At 62.7% G+C, this 15,578-nt stretch carries 9 protein-coding genes and 1 pseudogene; 6 read left to right on the forward strand and 4 right to left on the reverse strand.

Annotated features, from left to right (window positions below):
• Positions 1-506: hypothetical protein (locus BEN49_RS27515; RefSeq protein WP_204376032.1), on the forward strand; the 506-nt coding region annotated here is incomplete at its 5' end.
• Between the two features lie 59 nt (positions 507-565).
• Positions 566-1,444: a pirin family protein gene (locus BEN49_RS02375; RefSeq protein WP_070740239.1), complete on the forward strand. Its 879-nt coding sequence runs from the start codon at positions 566-568 to the stop codon at positions 1,442-1,444.
• Between the two features lie 51 nt (positions 1,445-1,495).
• Here the strand turns inward: BEN49_RS02375 and BEN49_RS31150 are convergent.
• A pseudogene (locus BEN49_RS31150) lies at positions 1,496-2,515 on the reverse strand (IS701 family transposase).
• Between the two features lie 76 nt (positions 2,516-2,591).
• Here BEN49_RS31150 and BEN49_RS02385 point away from each other — a divergent pair.
• Both BEN49_RS02385 and BEN49_RS02390 read left to right on the forward strand, forming a co-directional pair.
• The gene (locus BEN49_RS02385; RefSeq protein ID WP_158022727.1) at positions 2,592-5,708 is read left to right on the forward strand and encodes an ATP-binding protein; all 3,117 of its coding nucleotides are present in this window, start codon (positions 2,592-2,594) and stop codon (positions 5,706-5,708) included.
• 793 nt (positions 5,709-6,501) lie between these two features.
• On the forward strand, positions 6,502-7,689 hold the full coding sequence (locus BEN49_RS02390) for a Gfo/Idh/MocA family protein (protein WP_070740244.1): 1,188 nt from the start codon (positions 6,502-6,504) through the stop codon (positions 7,687-7,689).
• 159 nt (positions 7,690-7,848) lie between these two features.
• Here BEN49_RS02390 and BEN49_RS02395 read toward each other — a convergent pair whose 3' ends face one another.
• Positions 7,849-8,418, reverse strand: a complete 570-nt coding sequence (locus BEN49_RS02395; RefSeq protein WP_083325695.1) for a DUF4136 domain-containing protein — start codon at positions 8,416-8,418, stop codon at positions 7,849-7,851.
• Positions 8,419-8,570: 152 nt separating this feature from the next.
• Positions 8,571-9,434, reverse strand: a complete 864-nt coding sequence (locus tag BEN49_RS02400; RefSeq protein WP_070740249.1) for an aldo/keto reductase — start codon at positions 9,432-9,434, stop codon at positions 8,571-8,573.
• Between the two features lie 252 nt (positions 9,435-9,686).
• Between BEN49_RS02400 and BEN49_RS02405 the strand changes: the two genes are divergently transcribed.
• Positions 9,687-10,697 (forward strand): zinc-dependent alcohol dehydrogenase family protein, encoded by a 1,011-nt coding sequence (locus BEN49_RS02405; protein WP_070740252.1) that lies wholly within the window; start codon positions 9,687-9,689, stop codon positions 10,695-10,697.
• Between the two features lie 82 nt (positions 10,698-10,779).
• Here the strand turns inward: BEN49_RS02405 and dxs are convergent, their stop codons facing one another.
• Positions 10,780-12,726, reverse strand: a complete 1,947-nt coding sequence (gene dxs, locus BEN49_RS02410) for a 1-deoxy-D-xylulose-5-phosphate synthase (protein ID WP_070740256.1) — start codon at positions 12,724-12,726, stop codon at positions 10,780-10,782.
• Positions 12,727-13,085: 359 nt separating this feature from the next.
• Here dxs and BEN49_RS02415 point away from each other — a divergent pair.
• Positions 13,086-15,578, forward strand: a 2,493-nt coding sequence (locus BEN49_RS02415) for a TonB-dependent receptor domain-containing protein (protein WP_070740259.1), incomplete at its 3' end; no start/stop codon positions are given.

Genomic DNA, 15,578 nt, shown 5'->3' on the forward strand with positions numbered 1-15,578 from the left:
AAGGGTGCATCACCGTCCACCCTGAATCTGTTTCTTACTTTGAAGACCCACCCGGTGAGGGCTTTGTGCGCCAAGTAGCAGAGGCAGTTTTTGACCCAGAACGCCACTTCACGGTGCGTAACGCGGCTGGTCGGTCTGTACATCTGGTAGCCATCGACAAGTGCCTTATCATGCAGGGTACCAAACGCTGTGACTGCGTTTTTTACGAAGGCAATGACGTCTATTTTGTGGAGTTCAAGCTACGCGCTGAAGACCGGGATGCTACCGATGACCGCCGCATCGAAACCCGATTGACTGAAGCCTGGGAGCAATTGCTGACTACCGTTCTGCTGTTTGAGGAGCAAGGGTTTATAACACGCGACCACCGCATAAGCGCATATGCTTACGTAGGTTACGGACCCATCATCCCGGCTCCCACCACTACGATCCTGAATCTGGCCGAGGAATTTGATAATCTTATTCGCTTTAGTGCCGATTTCGACGTGAAGGACAGTGCCTTGTTCTAAAACACACAACTTTTCAAGCCCGCCCCAGCTTTTAAAACCCAACTTCACCCCGCACTACTATGGCTTCCCCCTTCCGCCGCGTATTTCAGGTTATTGATGGCAACAAGAAGGCCGTGGGCGACGGCTTCGACGTGACGAGCCCCATGCCGGGGCCCCGCATCCGGCAATTGAGCCCGTACCTGCTCATCGACCACATCGGGCCAATGCAGATTGCGCCCACCGAGACGCCCCTGGGCTCGCCGCCCCACCCGCACCGCGGCTTCGAAACCGTGACTGTCGTGTACGACGGCCACCTGGCCCACCGCGACACGGCCGGCCACGACGGCACCATCGGGCCCGGCGACGTGCAGTGGATGACCGCCGGCGCCGGCCTGCGCCACGCCGAGATGTACGACCGCGACTTCGCCCGCCGCGGCGGGGTCCTGGAGCTGCTGCAGCTGTGGGTGAACATGCCCAAGGCCGACAAGCTGGTGCCGCCCCAGTACCAGGAGCTGCGCGCCGCCGCCATCCCCAGCGTGCCGCTGGCTGGCGGCCAGGGCCACATCCGCGTCATTGCGGGCAGCTACGGCGGGGCCACAGGGCCCGCCCACACGTTCTCGCCTCTGACGCTGCTGGACTTGCATTTACCCCAGGGCGCCGACTTCGTGCTGACGCTGCCCGCCGCCTACAACGTGGGCCTGTACGTGGTGCGCGGCGCGGTGCTGGTGAACGGCGAGCGGCCGGCCAAAACTCAGCAACTGGTGGTGCTGGGCTGGGATTCGGCCGATGTGCAAATCACGGCTTCCGAAGACAGCCTCGTGCTGGTGCTGGCCGGCGCAGCCATTGAGGAGCCGCTGGCCACCTACGGCCCCTTCGTGATGAACACCAACGAGGAGCTGATGGCCGCCATCGCCGACTTCGAGAGCGGCAACATGGGCAAGTTTCCCGAGGACGAGTAGCCGGGGCCCCAGCGCCGGGGCGGCTATCAGCCAGCGCGTTAAATACCCAAGTTAGTAAGGCAGGAGTTGCGCAGTTGGGACATGAAGAATATTGATTGGATTGGCTAAATCGGCCTTGATGGTGTCGCGAAACGTTTGTTTTTTGGCTTCACACCAGCCGCGCCCCGTGCGCAGGCGCCAGGCTTAGAGGCGAAGAAAAGCGCGCAGGGCCAGAGCAATGTGGCTGCGATGGGCCTTAGCGGCGCGTACTTGGGCTTTTTCACCCCGCAGCCCTGCTTGAACTTGCGGTGGCAGTGCTCGATACCCCATCAGGGCCACCAAAGGCCTTCGCTCGGCTCGGTTAAGCCAGCTTGGCTATCTCGCCCAGTGCGCGGCTCCTTCCGCGCCGCCGCCTGGGGCGGCTACCCGCAAGACGCGGATGGCCCCACAGCCTCTGAACCAGACCGTTTGCCCCTCGGTGCCAATGACGCAGTAGGCAAGTAGTCGCAAGGCCTGCCCGTTGGGATTAGCCAGGCGGTTGCGTTTGAGGCGCGTGAGCCAGGACTAGCCCAAAGCCTGCACCAGTTTGAGGTTGGCCAGGCTAGCGTACCAACTGCCGAACAAGCTTGCAGCCGGGTACGAAGCCCCGCTGCTGGGCAGCCGGTAAAACATGGATGATATGGTCGTTTTTGGTGAGCTTATCCGTGCGTGGCCTCGTCATAGAGGCGGTAGCCTACCGGCATAAGCGTGCGGCCGTCACTCCACAGCAAGGTCAGCAGGTTGGGGCCCTGCACTACGGCGTGGTGCTTATCCAACCAGTAACGCGTGACCAGCCCGATCTTTTTGGTGCAGGCATTGTCCAGCGTCGTGTCGTCGAGCACCAACACGCCCGATACTGGGGTGGCTAGTCCCGGCGCTTCCTGCCAGGGTGTGGCGGCATCGGGCTCCAAGCGGTGCAAGAGGCGCGGGGAGGTAATCGTGGGCCACCAACGGCCCGGCGTGAACGCGGGCGGCTTCCGTGCCGCTCACCGCCGACGGGCTCGCTACTAAAACTGGATGTACTCCTCGGCTTTTCCTTTTTGGCGAATTCATATCCTCAACTAAAAACCAGCTGCAAACTGCGTGACTCCCACGTATATTCATGCCCGTTAAATTATTGTTCATCAATATGATTGCTTTAGATACGTGGGGAGAGGGCTTGGCGGCCCAACTAAGTGAGGAGCGCACGCGGCGCGAACAGGCCGAGGCCCGGCTGGCGCAAGCAGAGGCGCGGCTGGTTGCCGCGGGCATCGAGGCCCAACGGCACCACACGCAGCTAACCACGCTGATACAAAGCCTGCCGCTGGGTGTGCTCCTGGTAGACGACGGTGGGCAGGTGCAATTTATTAACCAGGCCTACCGGGAAATATTGGGCACGAGTGAAGCCATTCTGGGCCTCCGCGATGTCATCGGTGGGGCCGATGACGCACGGATTGCCACCATCTTCAAAGATCCCGGGCATTTCCTGGCCCGTGTGCAGGAGTTGCGGGCCAACGGCCAAAATGTGCACGGCGAAGAGGTGGCGCTGGTCAACGGCCGCATACTGGAGCGCGACTACCTGGTGCTGGACGGAGGCAAAGCTGGCCGCCTGGTTTGCTACCGCGACGTAACCACGCACCGCCAGCGGGAAGCCGCCCTACTCACCACGTCCCACGTTCCGGAGCAAAACCCCAATCCCATCTTCCGCCTGACGGCGGCGGGTGACGTAGTTTATGCCAATCCAGCGGCCCAACCGCTGTGGCAAGCTGTGGCGGCCGATGCGAGCGCCAAATTGCTGGGGCAGCTGTGCGGCCTGGTGAGCACTGCACTGCACACGGGCGAACGGCGCCGCCAGGAAATAGCTGTGGCCGGGCAGCAATATTTACTGGATGTGGTGGCCGTGCCCGGCAACAACTACGCCACCTTGTACCTAACGAATATTACCCCCTTGCGGCAGGCTGAGCAACAGCTGGCCGAGCAGCGCGAGTTCTACGAAAGCATTCTCGAAAACCTGCCCGTGGGCGTCATGGCCCTCAACGGGAACCACGAATACCTCTACGTGAACCCGGCGGTGGAGCCCGATGCGGCGCTGCGGCGCTGGCTTATCGGGAAAAGCAGCGCCGAAGGGGGCGCCCGGCGGCGGCGGCCCCCGGCCTTGCTGGCCATCCGGGAAGAAATGTTTGCCGTGACCTTGCGGGAGCGCCGGGACGTTACCTGGGAGGAGCATATTGACCACTCCACGGGCCCCGTGCATGTGATGCGCCGCCACCGGCCGGTGTATGGCTCCGACGGGACGCTGCGGATGGTGCTGAGCACGGGCATCGACATTACGGAGCGGCAGCAGATGGAGGAGCGGCACCGGCAGAGCGAGGCCCTCGTGCGCGAGCAGCAGGTATTCATTCGGCAAATTGTGGACACGATTCCGAACGTGCTGATGGTGACCAGGGGCAACCAAATATCGTTCACCAACGCTGCCTTCCAAGAAGTGGGCGCGCGCAGCAATCACCAGAACGTGCGCTGGGACGTGGAGTCGCCCGAGCTCAGCGAGCTGAAGCAGCTCATTGCCTGGGACCACGAGGTAACCGAAACGCAGCAGGCACTGACCAAGCAGCTGCCCTACACCCTGGCCAACGGCGAAAAAATTTACTACCACGTCTACAAGCGGCCCATTGTTCGCGCGGACGGCACGGTGGAGGTGTTGACCATCAACACGGACATCACTGAGCGCATCTTGGCGGAGCGTGCGCTGGAGCAGGCCAAGCTGGAAGCCGAAGCTGCCGCACAGGCCCGCGAAAGCTTCCTGGCCAACATGAGCCACGAAATCCGTACGCCCCTGAATGGCGTGCTGGGCATGGCCAGGCTGCTGGAACGCACGGACCTCAACGGGACGCAGCGCGGTTACCTCACCATCATCCGCGACTCGGGCCAGCACCTGCTGGGCGTGCTCAACGACGTGCTGGACATTGCCAAGATTACCTCAAGCCACCTGGAGCTGGAGCACACGCCGTGCTACCTGCCCGACATCATCGGCCAAACCACCCAACCGCTGGCTTTCCGGGCGGCAGAAAAAGGCATCACCCTGGTAGTAGAGCCGCCAGAACTCCCGCGCAGCGCCGTGCTCGGCGACCCCATGCGCCTGAGCCAAGTGCTGCTCAACCTGCTCAGCAACGCCATCAAATTTACCGACCAGGGCCGCGTGACCCTGGCCTGCCGCGTGCACGCCGAAACGGACCGCCACCTCACCGTCAGCTTCCGGGTGCGCGACACGGGGCCCGGCATCGCGACCGAAAAGCAGGAAGGTATTTTCCAGAGCTTCGCGCAAGCCAATGCCGACACCACACGCCAGTTTGGCGGCACGGGCCTGGGGCTTACCATCAGCAGCCAATTGGTGCAGCGCCTGGGCGGCCACCTGGTAATGTGCAGCGAGGAGGGCCACGGGAGCACCTTCGGCTTCACGCTCACCTTCGCCAAGGCTGCACCAGAGCAGTTGGCCGGCTCGCCCGCCCCCGCCTCCGAACAGCCCGACAACGAGCTGGTGCGGGGCTGGCGGGTGCTACTGGTGGAAGACAACGACGTGAACCGGCAGCTCGCCCAATTGCTGCTGGAGCACCACGGCGTGCTGGTGGACACGGCCGTGAGCGGAGCCGCCGCGCTGGCGTTCTTTCAGCAAAACCGCTACCGGGTTATCCTCATGGACATTCAGATGCCCGGCATGAACGGCGTGGAAGCGACTGCCCTTATGCGGCAGAATACCGACCCAGAGCGTGCCCGCACCCCCATCATAGCCCTCACCGCCAACGCCTTCCGCAGCGACAACGAGCGCTACCTGGCCGCGGGCATGAACGACTGCTTAGCCAAGCCCTTCGAGGAGTTGGACCTGCTGCGCAAGATGGTGGCGGTGCAGGTGGTGCAAGCCGCCCCCCTCTTCGACCTAGCCGGTTTGCGCAAGACGGTGCACGACAACCAGACCCTCCTGCTGCAACTCATCGATATCTTCCTGATGGAAACACCGCAGGTGCTAGGGGAGCTGCAAGCGGCGGCTACCGCCGGCCATTGGCTGGCGGTAGCCGACCAGGCGCATCGACTCAAGCCGTCGTTCAAGCTGTTCCACGTTCATTGCGTGTCCGCCGCCATCGGCTGCCTGGAAGGCCCGCCCGGCCCGTCCCCGGCCCATACCGAGGCCCTTGGGCAGCTAGATAAACTGACCTCGGAGGTACTGACGCAATTGTGCCACTGGGCAGAGGAAGCTCGCGCCACAGCCAATTGACGGCTGGTATCGCCTAACGCCTGCTTGCAGCAGCGGCCGGAACAAACGAGGTACCGCACCAGTATTCAGGTCGGGTCCAAGGGTACCATTCTATATTCACAATAGAACCGAATGCTGCTTTTCGCGGCCGCATCCAGGAGTACCGTTGGCTTAGAGAATGGAAAAGATTGTTACTCTTCGTGACAATCCGGGGGAGTGACAGCCGATTGTAAGCAATGTAGATGCTGCGCGTCACACTCCAGCAGTTGGGTAACTTGCTGTGGGAGGAACAGGTCGTGGAGCAAGGCCAGTGCGGCAAATTGGGGGAGTCGGAAGCATCTCAGTACGCCCAACCTAACTGCCAAAGGCCCGCGCAGGCAAGTACGAGTTCTGGTATGACTGTTTGAGTATACTGGCCGTTTTCGTATTCCATCCGTCTATTTCACGTTTACCTGACCGCATTGTGACGGCTGGCTCTAGCTTTAAACCGAGGCCACTTCCTACTCCGCAAAATGCACGGGATGACCGATGCTATCCCGTTGGCCTTTGAAAAAGAGACGGCATTTCCGTTCGACCCTGCTTTTGCCGCGTATCTGCGTCGAATTAACGGATTCACTAATTTTGGCCGAGACCATGCCCTGTTTTCTTTGACTTCCTAAACAGCTCCAGAAGCAAAACGAGCATGCCTCGCGGCATTCAGCACAACCGTTTTGATTAAGGTGGGGACTTATTGAATAGCCATCCAGCACAAGCTCGACCATAACCCGGCGCGGCCGAAATGGGTAACTTGCTCTCTACCCCAAACCGCTACGCTATGAACGACTCCCTCAACTCAGCTACTTCCCGCCGCGATTTTGTCCGCACGCTTTCGCTGGGCGCGGGGGCCACGCTGGTGGGCGCCCAGGCCTTGGCGGGGCCCCTGCGCTGGCTGGCCGGGGCCCCGGCGGCCGACCGCCAGTTGGGCGTGGCGCTGGTGGGGCTGGGCGGCTACAGCGGCGGGCAGCTGGCGCCGGCCTTGCAGCAAACCAAGTTTTGCCGCCTCACGGGCATCGTGACGGGCACGCCGGCCAAGGCCGCTAAGTGGAAGCAGCAGTACAACATCCCCGACGCGAACGTCTACGATTACAAGACCTTCGACCGGATGATTGACAACCCGGCCATCGACATTGTGTACGTGGTGCTGCCCAACGCGATGCACGCCGAATACGTGGTGCGGGCGGCGCAAGCGGGCAAGCACGTCATCTGCGAGAAGCCGCTGGCCACGTCGGCGGCCGATGCGCGCCGCATGGTGGCCGCGGTGAAGAAGGCGGGCAAGCAGTTCAGCGTGGGCTACCGGCTGCACTTCGAGCCGCACAACCAGGAGATGATGCGCATAGGCCAGCGCGAAGTGTTCGGGCCGGTGCGGCACCTGGCGGCCGATAACGGCTTTAGCCTGACCACCCCCAGCTGGCGCGTAGATAGGGCCCTGAGCGGCGGGGGCCCCCTCATGGACATGGGCATTTACTGCGTGCAGGGCTGCCTCTATACCAAGGGCCAGGTGCCGGTATCGGTCACGGCCAAGTTCATCCCGAACCCCGACCCGAAGCTGTTCAAGGACGTGGAGGCGGGGCTCGACTGGCAGTTTCAGTTTGCCGACGGCGCCACGGCCGACTGCCGCACGCGCTACACCGAAAACATGGAAGGCCGCCTGCGCGCCGAGGGCCCCAAGGGCTGGGCCGAGCTGACGCCGGCCTTCGGCTACGGCGGCCTGGCCGGCAAAACCAGCCAGAACGACGGCCGGCTCAACCTGCCCAACATCAACCAACAGGCTGCTCAAATGGACGACTTTGCGGCCTGCATCCTGCATAACCAACCCACCCGCGTGCCCGGTGAAATGGGCCTGCGCGACGTGCAGCTGCTCGAAGCCATTTACCGCGCCGCCGAAACCGGCCAGAAGGTTTCCACCAAAGACGTAGTGCAGCTCATCGACCGCACCAGCACCGGCAAAGCCCTATCTAAATAGGTGAAGCCTCGAACTGTTGGAGCCCATATGCATAAGGATTTATCATGCTGACGAAGGCAGCATCTTACTACCGCTGAACGGTTTGTTCTAGCTTGATAAGATGCTGCCTTCGTCAGCATGACAAATTCCTGTTCGGCAGGTATTAATGTGACCGGGGCCCTACTGCGCCCGCCCCGGAAACTTCGCAAACGCCTCGGCCACGCCCTTGTCAATCTGCTGGGCGGCCTTGCGCGACTTGCGCGACAAAATGCTGGTGGCGGTGCCCTGCCACACTTGCTCCTTGCGGGCGGCGTCCACCACGTCGATGGTGGCCGTGCCCTCGCGGTATTGGCCAATGGGCACGTTTTGGGCCTGCCAGCGGAAGTTGCGCTGGCCGATGTAGTACGGGGCCCCGTCGTTCAGAAAGTTAGTTTCGCGGGTTTGGGTGAGCAGCTGGGTGGACACGCCAATGTTCACCAGTAGGTCGGGCTGGGCGGCGCGCTGGTAGCCGCGGGCTTCCATTTCGCGCGTCACGGCCCGCTTCAGGTCGAAGATGTTCGCGCTCAGGTCGGCCGCCGTCGAGGCGGTACGGGCCGCTTCGTCCATGAAGTTGTAGGTTTTGTAGCGCGTGAAATCAGCGTCGGCTTTCTGGTCGGCAGTGGTCGCCTGCGCCCAGGCGGGCGCGCCCGCTGCCAGCCCCAGAGCCAGCGCAAACAGCGATTTTTTCAGCAATTGGAAAAGGGAAGACATATCGAATAATCAAGGATGAGGACGGGGTTGAATCCCGCAACGTGTAGTTACTAAACGCAACCGGCGAAGAATTCATTTCCCGGCGGTGCGAGCACAATAAAGGGGCCCCGCAACTACTGTTGCGCCCCTTTTAATCAACTCAATACCTAAAACTAAGCCGCTTTAATTTTGTCCAAGGCCGCCATGTTCTCCGAAGAAAGCTGAATGTCAGCGGTTTTCATGTTCTCTTCCAGGTGCTTCACTTTCGAAGTGCCGGGAATAAGCAGGATGTTGGGCGAGTGGTGCAGCAGCCAGCTCAGGGCAATTTGCTGCTGGGTGGCGCCGTGCTTCTGGGCCACTTGGTCGAGGGCCGCCAGGGCTTCCTTGTTGCCGCCCGAAAGCGGGTACCACGGAATGAAGGCGATGTTGTTTTCGCGGGTGTAGTCGAGCACCGGCTCCCACTTGCGGTTATCAACCGAGTACATGTTCTGCACCGACACGATTTCCACAAACTCCTGGGCCTTTTTGATCTGGTCCACGTCTACTTCCGACAGGCCGATGTGCTTGATGTAGCCGTCCTGCTGCGCCTTTTGCAAGAACTTCAGCGTGTCTTCGAACGGCACGTTGGGGTCCACGCGGTGCAGCTGGTACAGGTCAATCTGGTCGAGCTTCAAGCGCTTGAGGCTGCCGTGCAGCACTTCCTCCAGGTGCTTGGGGCTGGCGTCGACGGGCCACTGGTTGGGGCCCGTGCGCAGCAGGCCGCCCTTGGTGCCGATGACGACGCCTTTGGCGTAGGGATGCAGCGCCTCGGCAATCAGCTCTTCCGATACGTTGGGGCCGTAGCTGTCGGCCGTGTCGATGAAGTTCACGCCCAGCTCCACGGCCCGCCGCAGCACGCGGATGGATTCGTCGTGGTCGGCCGGGGGCCCCCAAATGCCGTCGCCGGTGATGCGCATGGCGCCGTAGCCGAGGCGGTTCACGGTGAGGTCACCGCCGATGGTGAACGTGGCGGGATAAGTTGTGGTGGTGGTTGCCATTGCTAAATTGCTTAAAGTGAGTTTTACAACCGGGTTGGTTGCAGTTGAAAGCGTTCAATAAGACAATTGTAAGAAGGCCATTGTTTTGGCTTCACCGTTCCGTCACGAAGGCCGCGGCCGGCCCGCTGCCGCCTGGGCCCCCGCCCAACATCTGCGCGCCGGCACCGGTTTAGGCGGCCAACGGCCCGGGCCGGGCCCCGGGCGCAACGGCGGCCCGAGGCTGGCCCGGCCGCTTCATTTTTCCTCGTTTTTATGCAAGCCTACAAACTGCACGACCCCAAAAGCCTCGATAATTTTAAGCTGGGCGACTACCCCGAACCCGAAGTGCGGGCCCACGAAGTGAAGATTCAGGTGAAAGCCGTTTCGCTCAACTTCCGCGACTGGGCGCTGGCCAACGGCCGCTTCGGCTACCCCGGCGAAGTGCTGCCGATGATTCCGTTCAGCGACGCGGCCGGCGTGGTAGCGGCGGTGGGCGCGGGCATCACCCACCTGAAAGCCGGCGACCGGGTGGCCGCCAACTTCTTCCCGGATTGGCACGACGGCACGTTTTCGGCGGCCAAAACCTTCCGCTCGCTGGGCGGCAGCACCGACGGCGTGCTGGCCGAATACGTCACGTTCCCGGCCGGGGCGGTGGTGAAAGTGCCCGATTCGTTTTCCTTCGAAGAAGCGGCCGCGTTTCCCTGCGCGGGCGTCACGGCCTGGCACGCGCTGGTGGAGCAGGGCCAGCTGCGGCCCACCCACACGGTACTGCTGCAAGGCACGGGCGGCGTGTCCATCTTCGGTCTGCAAATCGCCAAGCTCTTCGGGGCCCGGGTCATCATCACCTCCGGCTCCGACGAGAAGCTGGCGCAAGCCAAGGCCATGGGCGCCGACGAGCTCATCAACTACAAGACTACCCCCGACTGGGACGAGCAAGTACGGGCGCTGACCGGCGGCGAGGGGGCCGATTTTGTGGTAGAAGTGGCCGGGCAGCTGGCCCGCTCGCTGCGCGCCCTCAAGCCCGGCGGCACGCTCTTCCCCATCGGCGGCGTGGACCCCAGCGACGAGGCGCCCAACCTGCGCACCGTTTCGCTGGCCACCCAGCGCATCCAAGGCATCTACGTGGGCAGCACCCAAATGCTGCACGACTTGCTCCAAAGCTTCGACCGCAACCAGCTCAAGCCTGTCATCAGCCACACGTTCGCGTTCCACGAAGCCAAGGAGGCGCTGGCCCACATGGGCAGCGGCGCGCACTTCGGCAAAATTGTGGTGCGGGTGGGTTAGCCCGAGGAACTGACCAACAGATCTGGGGCCCTAAAAAAGCTGGCTGCACGTGCAGCCAGGCTTTTTTTAGGGCCCCAGGGGGTTACCGTAGTAGTTTCTCTCGCGCCATTACCGGCACGGTGGCGGCCAGTTCGCGCACGGCCTGGGCGATGCCAGCGGCGTCGAAGCCGCATTCTTTATAGAGTTGGTCTTGGGTGCCGTGCTCCACCACCCGGTCGGGGATGCCGAGGCGGCGCAGGGGCAGGTGCTGGCCGTTGTCGGCCAAAAATTCGAGCACGGCTGAGCCGAAGCCGCCGGGCAGGCAGCCGTCCTCCACCGTCACGATGGCGCGGTAGCGGCGGGCCACGGCCAGCAGCATTTCTTCGTCGAGCGGCTTGCAGAAGCGCAGGTCGTAGTGGCCCACGTCGAGGCCCTCGGCAGCCAGGGCGGCGGCGGCCTTCACGGCGTAGTTGCCGATGTGGCCAATGGTGAGAATGGCCACGCCGCCGGCCTCGCCCTCGTGCACCACGCGGCCCGTGCCCACGGCCACGCGCTGGAGCGCCGTGCGCCACTCCGGCATCACGCCCTCGCCGCGCGGGTAGCGAATGCTAAAGGGCCCCGCGTTTTCGGGCAACTGGGCGGTGTACATCAGATTGCGCAGCTCCTGCTCGTTCATGGGCGCGGCCACCACCAGGTTGGGCACGCAGCGCATGAAGGCTAGGTCGTAGCAGCCGTGGTGCGTCGGGCCGTCGGCCCCAGCAAAGCCGGCGCGGTCGAGGCAGAACACCACGTGCAGGTTTTGCAGGGCCACGTCGTGAATCACCTGGTCGTAGCCCCGCTGCATGAACGAGGAGTAGATGTTGCAGAACGGCACCAGCCCCTGCGTAGCCAGGCCGGCCGAGAACGTAACGGCGTGCTGCTCGGCAATGCCCACGTCGAAGGCGCGGGTGGGCATGGCGGCCATCATGATGTTCAGCGACGAGCCCGAGGGCATGGCCGGCGTCACGCCCATGATTTTATCGTTGGCTTCGGCCAGCTCCAGCAGCGTGTGGCCGAACACGTCCTGGTACTTGGGCGGCTGCGGCTTGTCGGGGATTTTGGTAAAAATCTCGCCGGTAATCTTGTCGAACAAACCCGGCGCGTGCCACAGCGTCTGGTCCTTTTCGGCCAGCGCGTAGCCCTTGCCCTTCACCGTCACGCAGTGCAGCAGCTTAGGCCCCGGAATAGCCTTAAGGTCGTTGAGTACCGCCACCAAGTGCTGCACGTCGTGCCCATCCACGGGCCCAAAGTAGCGAAAGTTGAGGGCCTCGAACAGGTTGCTCTGCTTCATGAGGGTCGCCTTCATTGCGGCCTCCACTTTGCGGGCAATCTGCTGGGGGTTGGGGCCAAACTTGCTGAGTTTGCCCAGCACGTTCCACAGCTCGTCGCGCACCTTGTTGTAGGTGCGCGAGGTGGTGATGTCGGTCAAGTATTCTTTGAGGGCCCCCACGTTGGGGTCGATGCTCATGCAGTTGTCGTTGAGCACGACAATCATGTTGTTGTTCAGGGCCCCGGCTTGGTTCAGGGCCTCGAAGCTCATACCGGCCGTCATGGCCCCGTCGCCGATCACGGCAATGTGCTGGCGGTCAAACTCTTTTTTATAATCGGAAGCCACCGCCATGCCCAGCGCCGCCCCGATGCTGGTGCTGCTGTGGCCCACCCCGAAGGCATCGTAGGGGCTCTCCGACATCTTGGGGAAACCCGACATGCCGCCGTAGCGCCGGTTGGTGGGGAAGCGGTCGCGCCGCCCGGTGAGGATTTTGTGGCCGTACGCTTGGTGGCCTACGTCCCACACGAGCTGGTCGTAGGGCGTGTTGAAGACGTAGTGCAGCGCCACCGACAGCTCGACCACGCCCAGCGAGGCCCCGAAGTGCCCGCCGTAGATGCTCACCGTGTGCACGATGAACTCACGCAGTTCGTCGCTGAGCTGTACTAACTGCTCAGGGGCGAGCTTTTTGAGGTCGTCGGGCGAATTTATCGCCGCCAGGAGCGGGCCGGGTTCAACTGTCATCAGGGGCAAGCGTCGGGGTGGGAGGCGGTAAGCAACCGCGGGGCCCGCGAAAATGATTAGCCGGCCGCACGTAAAGATACGAAGGGGCCGGATGAAGCAGTTGTGGCCCTCCGCAACAACTGACCCAAAAAGCGGCTTATGTCGGGACAAAGCGGCTTTTGGTCGGGGATTCGCAAAAAAACCTGAATACGGTGCAACCTTTTGCCCTCAAATACGCACTTTGGGGGCTACTCAAAATATATGCAACCTAGAATTCTTCCCACTACCCTGCTATTGGCCACGGCTTTAGTAGGTTCCATTTCTTCTGGCCGCGGCCAGCAAGCGCCCGCCCGCCCCGCCCTGCCCGGGGCCCCACCCGCGTGGCCGGCCGCATTACGGGCACCGTGACGGACGGCGCCAACGGCAAGCCCGTGTCGTACGCCTCGGTGGCGGTGCTGAACGCGGCCGGTACCCCCGTGAACGGGGGCGTGTGCGGCGACGACGGCAAGTTTGTGCTGCCCGGCATTCCGCCCGGCACTTACACCATCAAGGTCAGCTTCCTGGGCTACCAGGACATTACCCGCCCCGGCGTGGTGGTACCCGCCGACGGCGGCGCGGTGGCCCTGGGCACGTTGCCCATGGTGGCCTCGGCCCAGAAGCTGGGCGAAGTGGTGGTGGTGGCCCAGAAGCCGCTGATTGAGGAGAAGGTGGACCGCACGGTGTACAATGCCGAAAACGACCAGACCACCCGCGGCGGCGACGCCACCGACGTGCTCAAGCGTGTGCCCCTGCTCAGCGTGGACCTCGACGGCAACGTGAGCCTGCGCGGCTCGAGCAACATCCGGGTATTGATTAATAACAAGCCCAGCACGATTGCCGCCAACAGCATCGCCGACGCGCTGAAGCAGATTCCGGCCGACCAGATCAAGAGCGTGGAGGTGATTACCTCGCCCTCGGCCAAGTACGACGCCGAAGGCTCGGGCGGCATCATCAACATCGTAACCAAGCAGAACAACCTGCGCGGCGGCCAGCTCGGGGCCGACGTGAGCGTGGGCACCCGCTCGGCCAACCTGGGCCTGAACGGCAGCTACCGCACCGGCAAAATGGGCTTCTCGCTCGGGGGCTTCGGCCGCGCCGGCTACAACACGCCCGGCAGCTTCAGCAACGACCAGCTGATTACCAATGTAGACCCTGCCAGTGCCCTGCGCACCCAAACGCGCACCACGCAGGCGGCCGACACGCGCCAAAACCAGCTGTTTGGGCGCTACACCTTTGGCTGGGACTACGACATCGACAAGCACAACTCGCTGGCGGCCTCGGTAAGCTACGGCACGCGCAACGCCACCAACTACCAGGACGCCCTGCGAACCAACACCACCCAACTGGCCACGGGCACGGCCAGCAGCTCGGAGCGCAACGTGAAATCCACCGACGAGTCGGGCACGGTGGATGCCAGCCTGAACTACACCCACACTTACGATGTGGAGCAGCGCGAGCTGAGCGTACTCACGCTGTTCAGCCGCAACAACCGCACGTTTAATTTCAACAACGACGTTTACTCGGCCAGCGACGTGACCCGCGCCGGTATTTCGGGCAATGACAACCTGAGCTCGAACCAGGAGCTGACGGCCCAGGTGGACTACCAGACGCCGACGGCGAAAAACCAGCTGCTGGAGCTAGGCGTGAAGGACATCAAACGCACCGTCAACAGCGACTACACCTATTACGGCCAGCTAGCCAGCTCGCAGGCCAATAACTCGTTTAACTACGACCAGAACGTGGCCGCCGGCTACGTGGCCTACACCGTGGGCCTGCCCAAGGGCTTCACCCTAAAGCCCGGCGTACGCTACGAGTACACCACCATTACGGCCGACTTTGGCCAGGCCACCGCCGGCCAGGGCCCCGTGGACGAGATTCCTAACTACGGGGTGCTGGTGCCGAGCGTGAACCTCTCGCGCAAGCTCAGCAACGGCAACGTGCTGAAGCTGGCCTACAACCGCCGCATTCAGCGCCCCTCGCTGCAATTCCTGAACCCCAACGTGCAGGCCTCAAACCCGCTGATTCAAACCCGAGGCAACCCCGTGTTGAGCCCCGAGTACACCAACAACTACGAGGTGGGCTACAGTACGGCCTTCAAGCAGGCCAACCTGAACTTCACGGGCTTCATGCGCAACACCACGGGCGACATCCAATCGGTGCGTACGCCGCTGGGCGATGCCAGCTTCCCCGGGGCCGTGCTTGTAACCTATCAGAACATCGGCAAGCAGGATGCCTACGGCGGCAGCGTGTTCGTAAGCAAAAACTCGGGCAGCAAATTCAGCATCAACGGCGGAATAGACACGTACTATGCGGTGCTGAACAATGGCATTGCCGACGTAGACCGGATGGCCAAAAACGAGGGTTTCGTGGCGAGCGGCCGCTTGTTTGGCTCTTACGCCCTCACTAAGGTGTGGGGCTTGCAGGCGTTTGCCTTCTACCGCGGGCGGCAGGTGCAGCTCCAGGGCTTCCAGAGTGGCTTCGGCATCTACAGCCTCAGCGTGAAGCGCGACTTCGCCGAGAAGCGCGGCAGCTTTGGTATCGGGGCCGAGAACTTCTTCACGAACTCCATCAACATTCGCAACGACATCACCAGCCCCTTGCTCGTGCAAAACAGCACCAACGTGCTGCACAACATGAGCTTTAAGGTGAACATGAGCTACCGCATCGGCAAGCTGACGGTGGACCAACGCCCCCGCAACCGCAAGGGCGTGAACAACGATGACTTGAAAGAAGGCGGCGACAACGGCGGCGGCCTAGGCGGCGGCGATACCGGCGCCCAAGGCGGCGGCGGCGGTGGCGGCGGTCGCCAGGGTGGCGGGCGGCCCGCTGGGCCC

The sequence above is a fragment of the Hymenobacter coccineus genome, from assembly GCF_001816125.1.
In the GTDB taxonomy this organism is placed as follows: Bacteria; Bacteroidota; Bacteroidia; order Cytophagales; family Hymenobacteraceae; genus Hymenobacter; species Hymenobacter coccineus.

Excerpts from the sequence above, each read along its gene's own strand:
- BEN49_RS02390 (WP_070740244.1), top strand. The coding sequence starts at position 6,502 with ATGAACGACTCCCTCAACTCAGCTACTTCCCGCCGCGATTTTGTCCGC.
- BEN49_RS02405 (WP_070740252.1), top strand. The coding sequence starts at position 9,687 with ATGCAAGCCTACAAACTGCACGACCCCAAAAGCCTCGATAATTTTAAG.
- BEN49_RS02385 (WP_158022727.1), top strand. The coding sequence starts at position 2,592 with ATGATTGCTTTAGATACGTGGGGAGAGGGCTTGGCGGCCCAACTAAGT.
- BEN49_RS02400 (WP_070740249.1), bottom strand. The coding sequence starts at position 9,434 with ATGGCAACCACCACCACAACTTATCCCGCCACGTTCACCATCGGCGGT.
- dxs (WP_070740256.1), bottom strand. The coding sequence starts at position 12,726 with ATGACAGTTGAACCCGGCCCGCTCCTGGCGGCGATAAATTCGCCCGAC.
- BEN49_RS02375 (WP_070740239.1), top strand. The coding sequence starts at position 566 with ATGGCTTCCCCCTTCCGCCGCGTATTTCAGGTTATTGATGGCAACAAG.
- BEN49_RS02395 (WP_083325695.1), bottom strand. The coding sequence starts at position 8,418 with ATGTCTTCCCTTTTCCAATTGCTGAAAAAATCGCTGTTTGCGCTGGCT.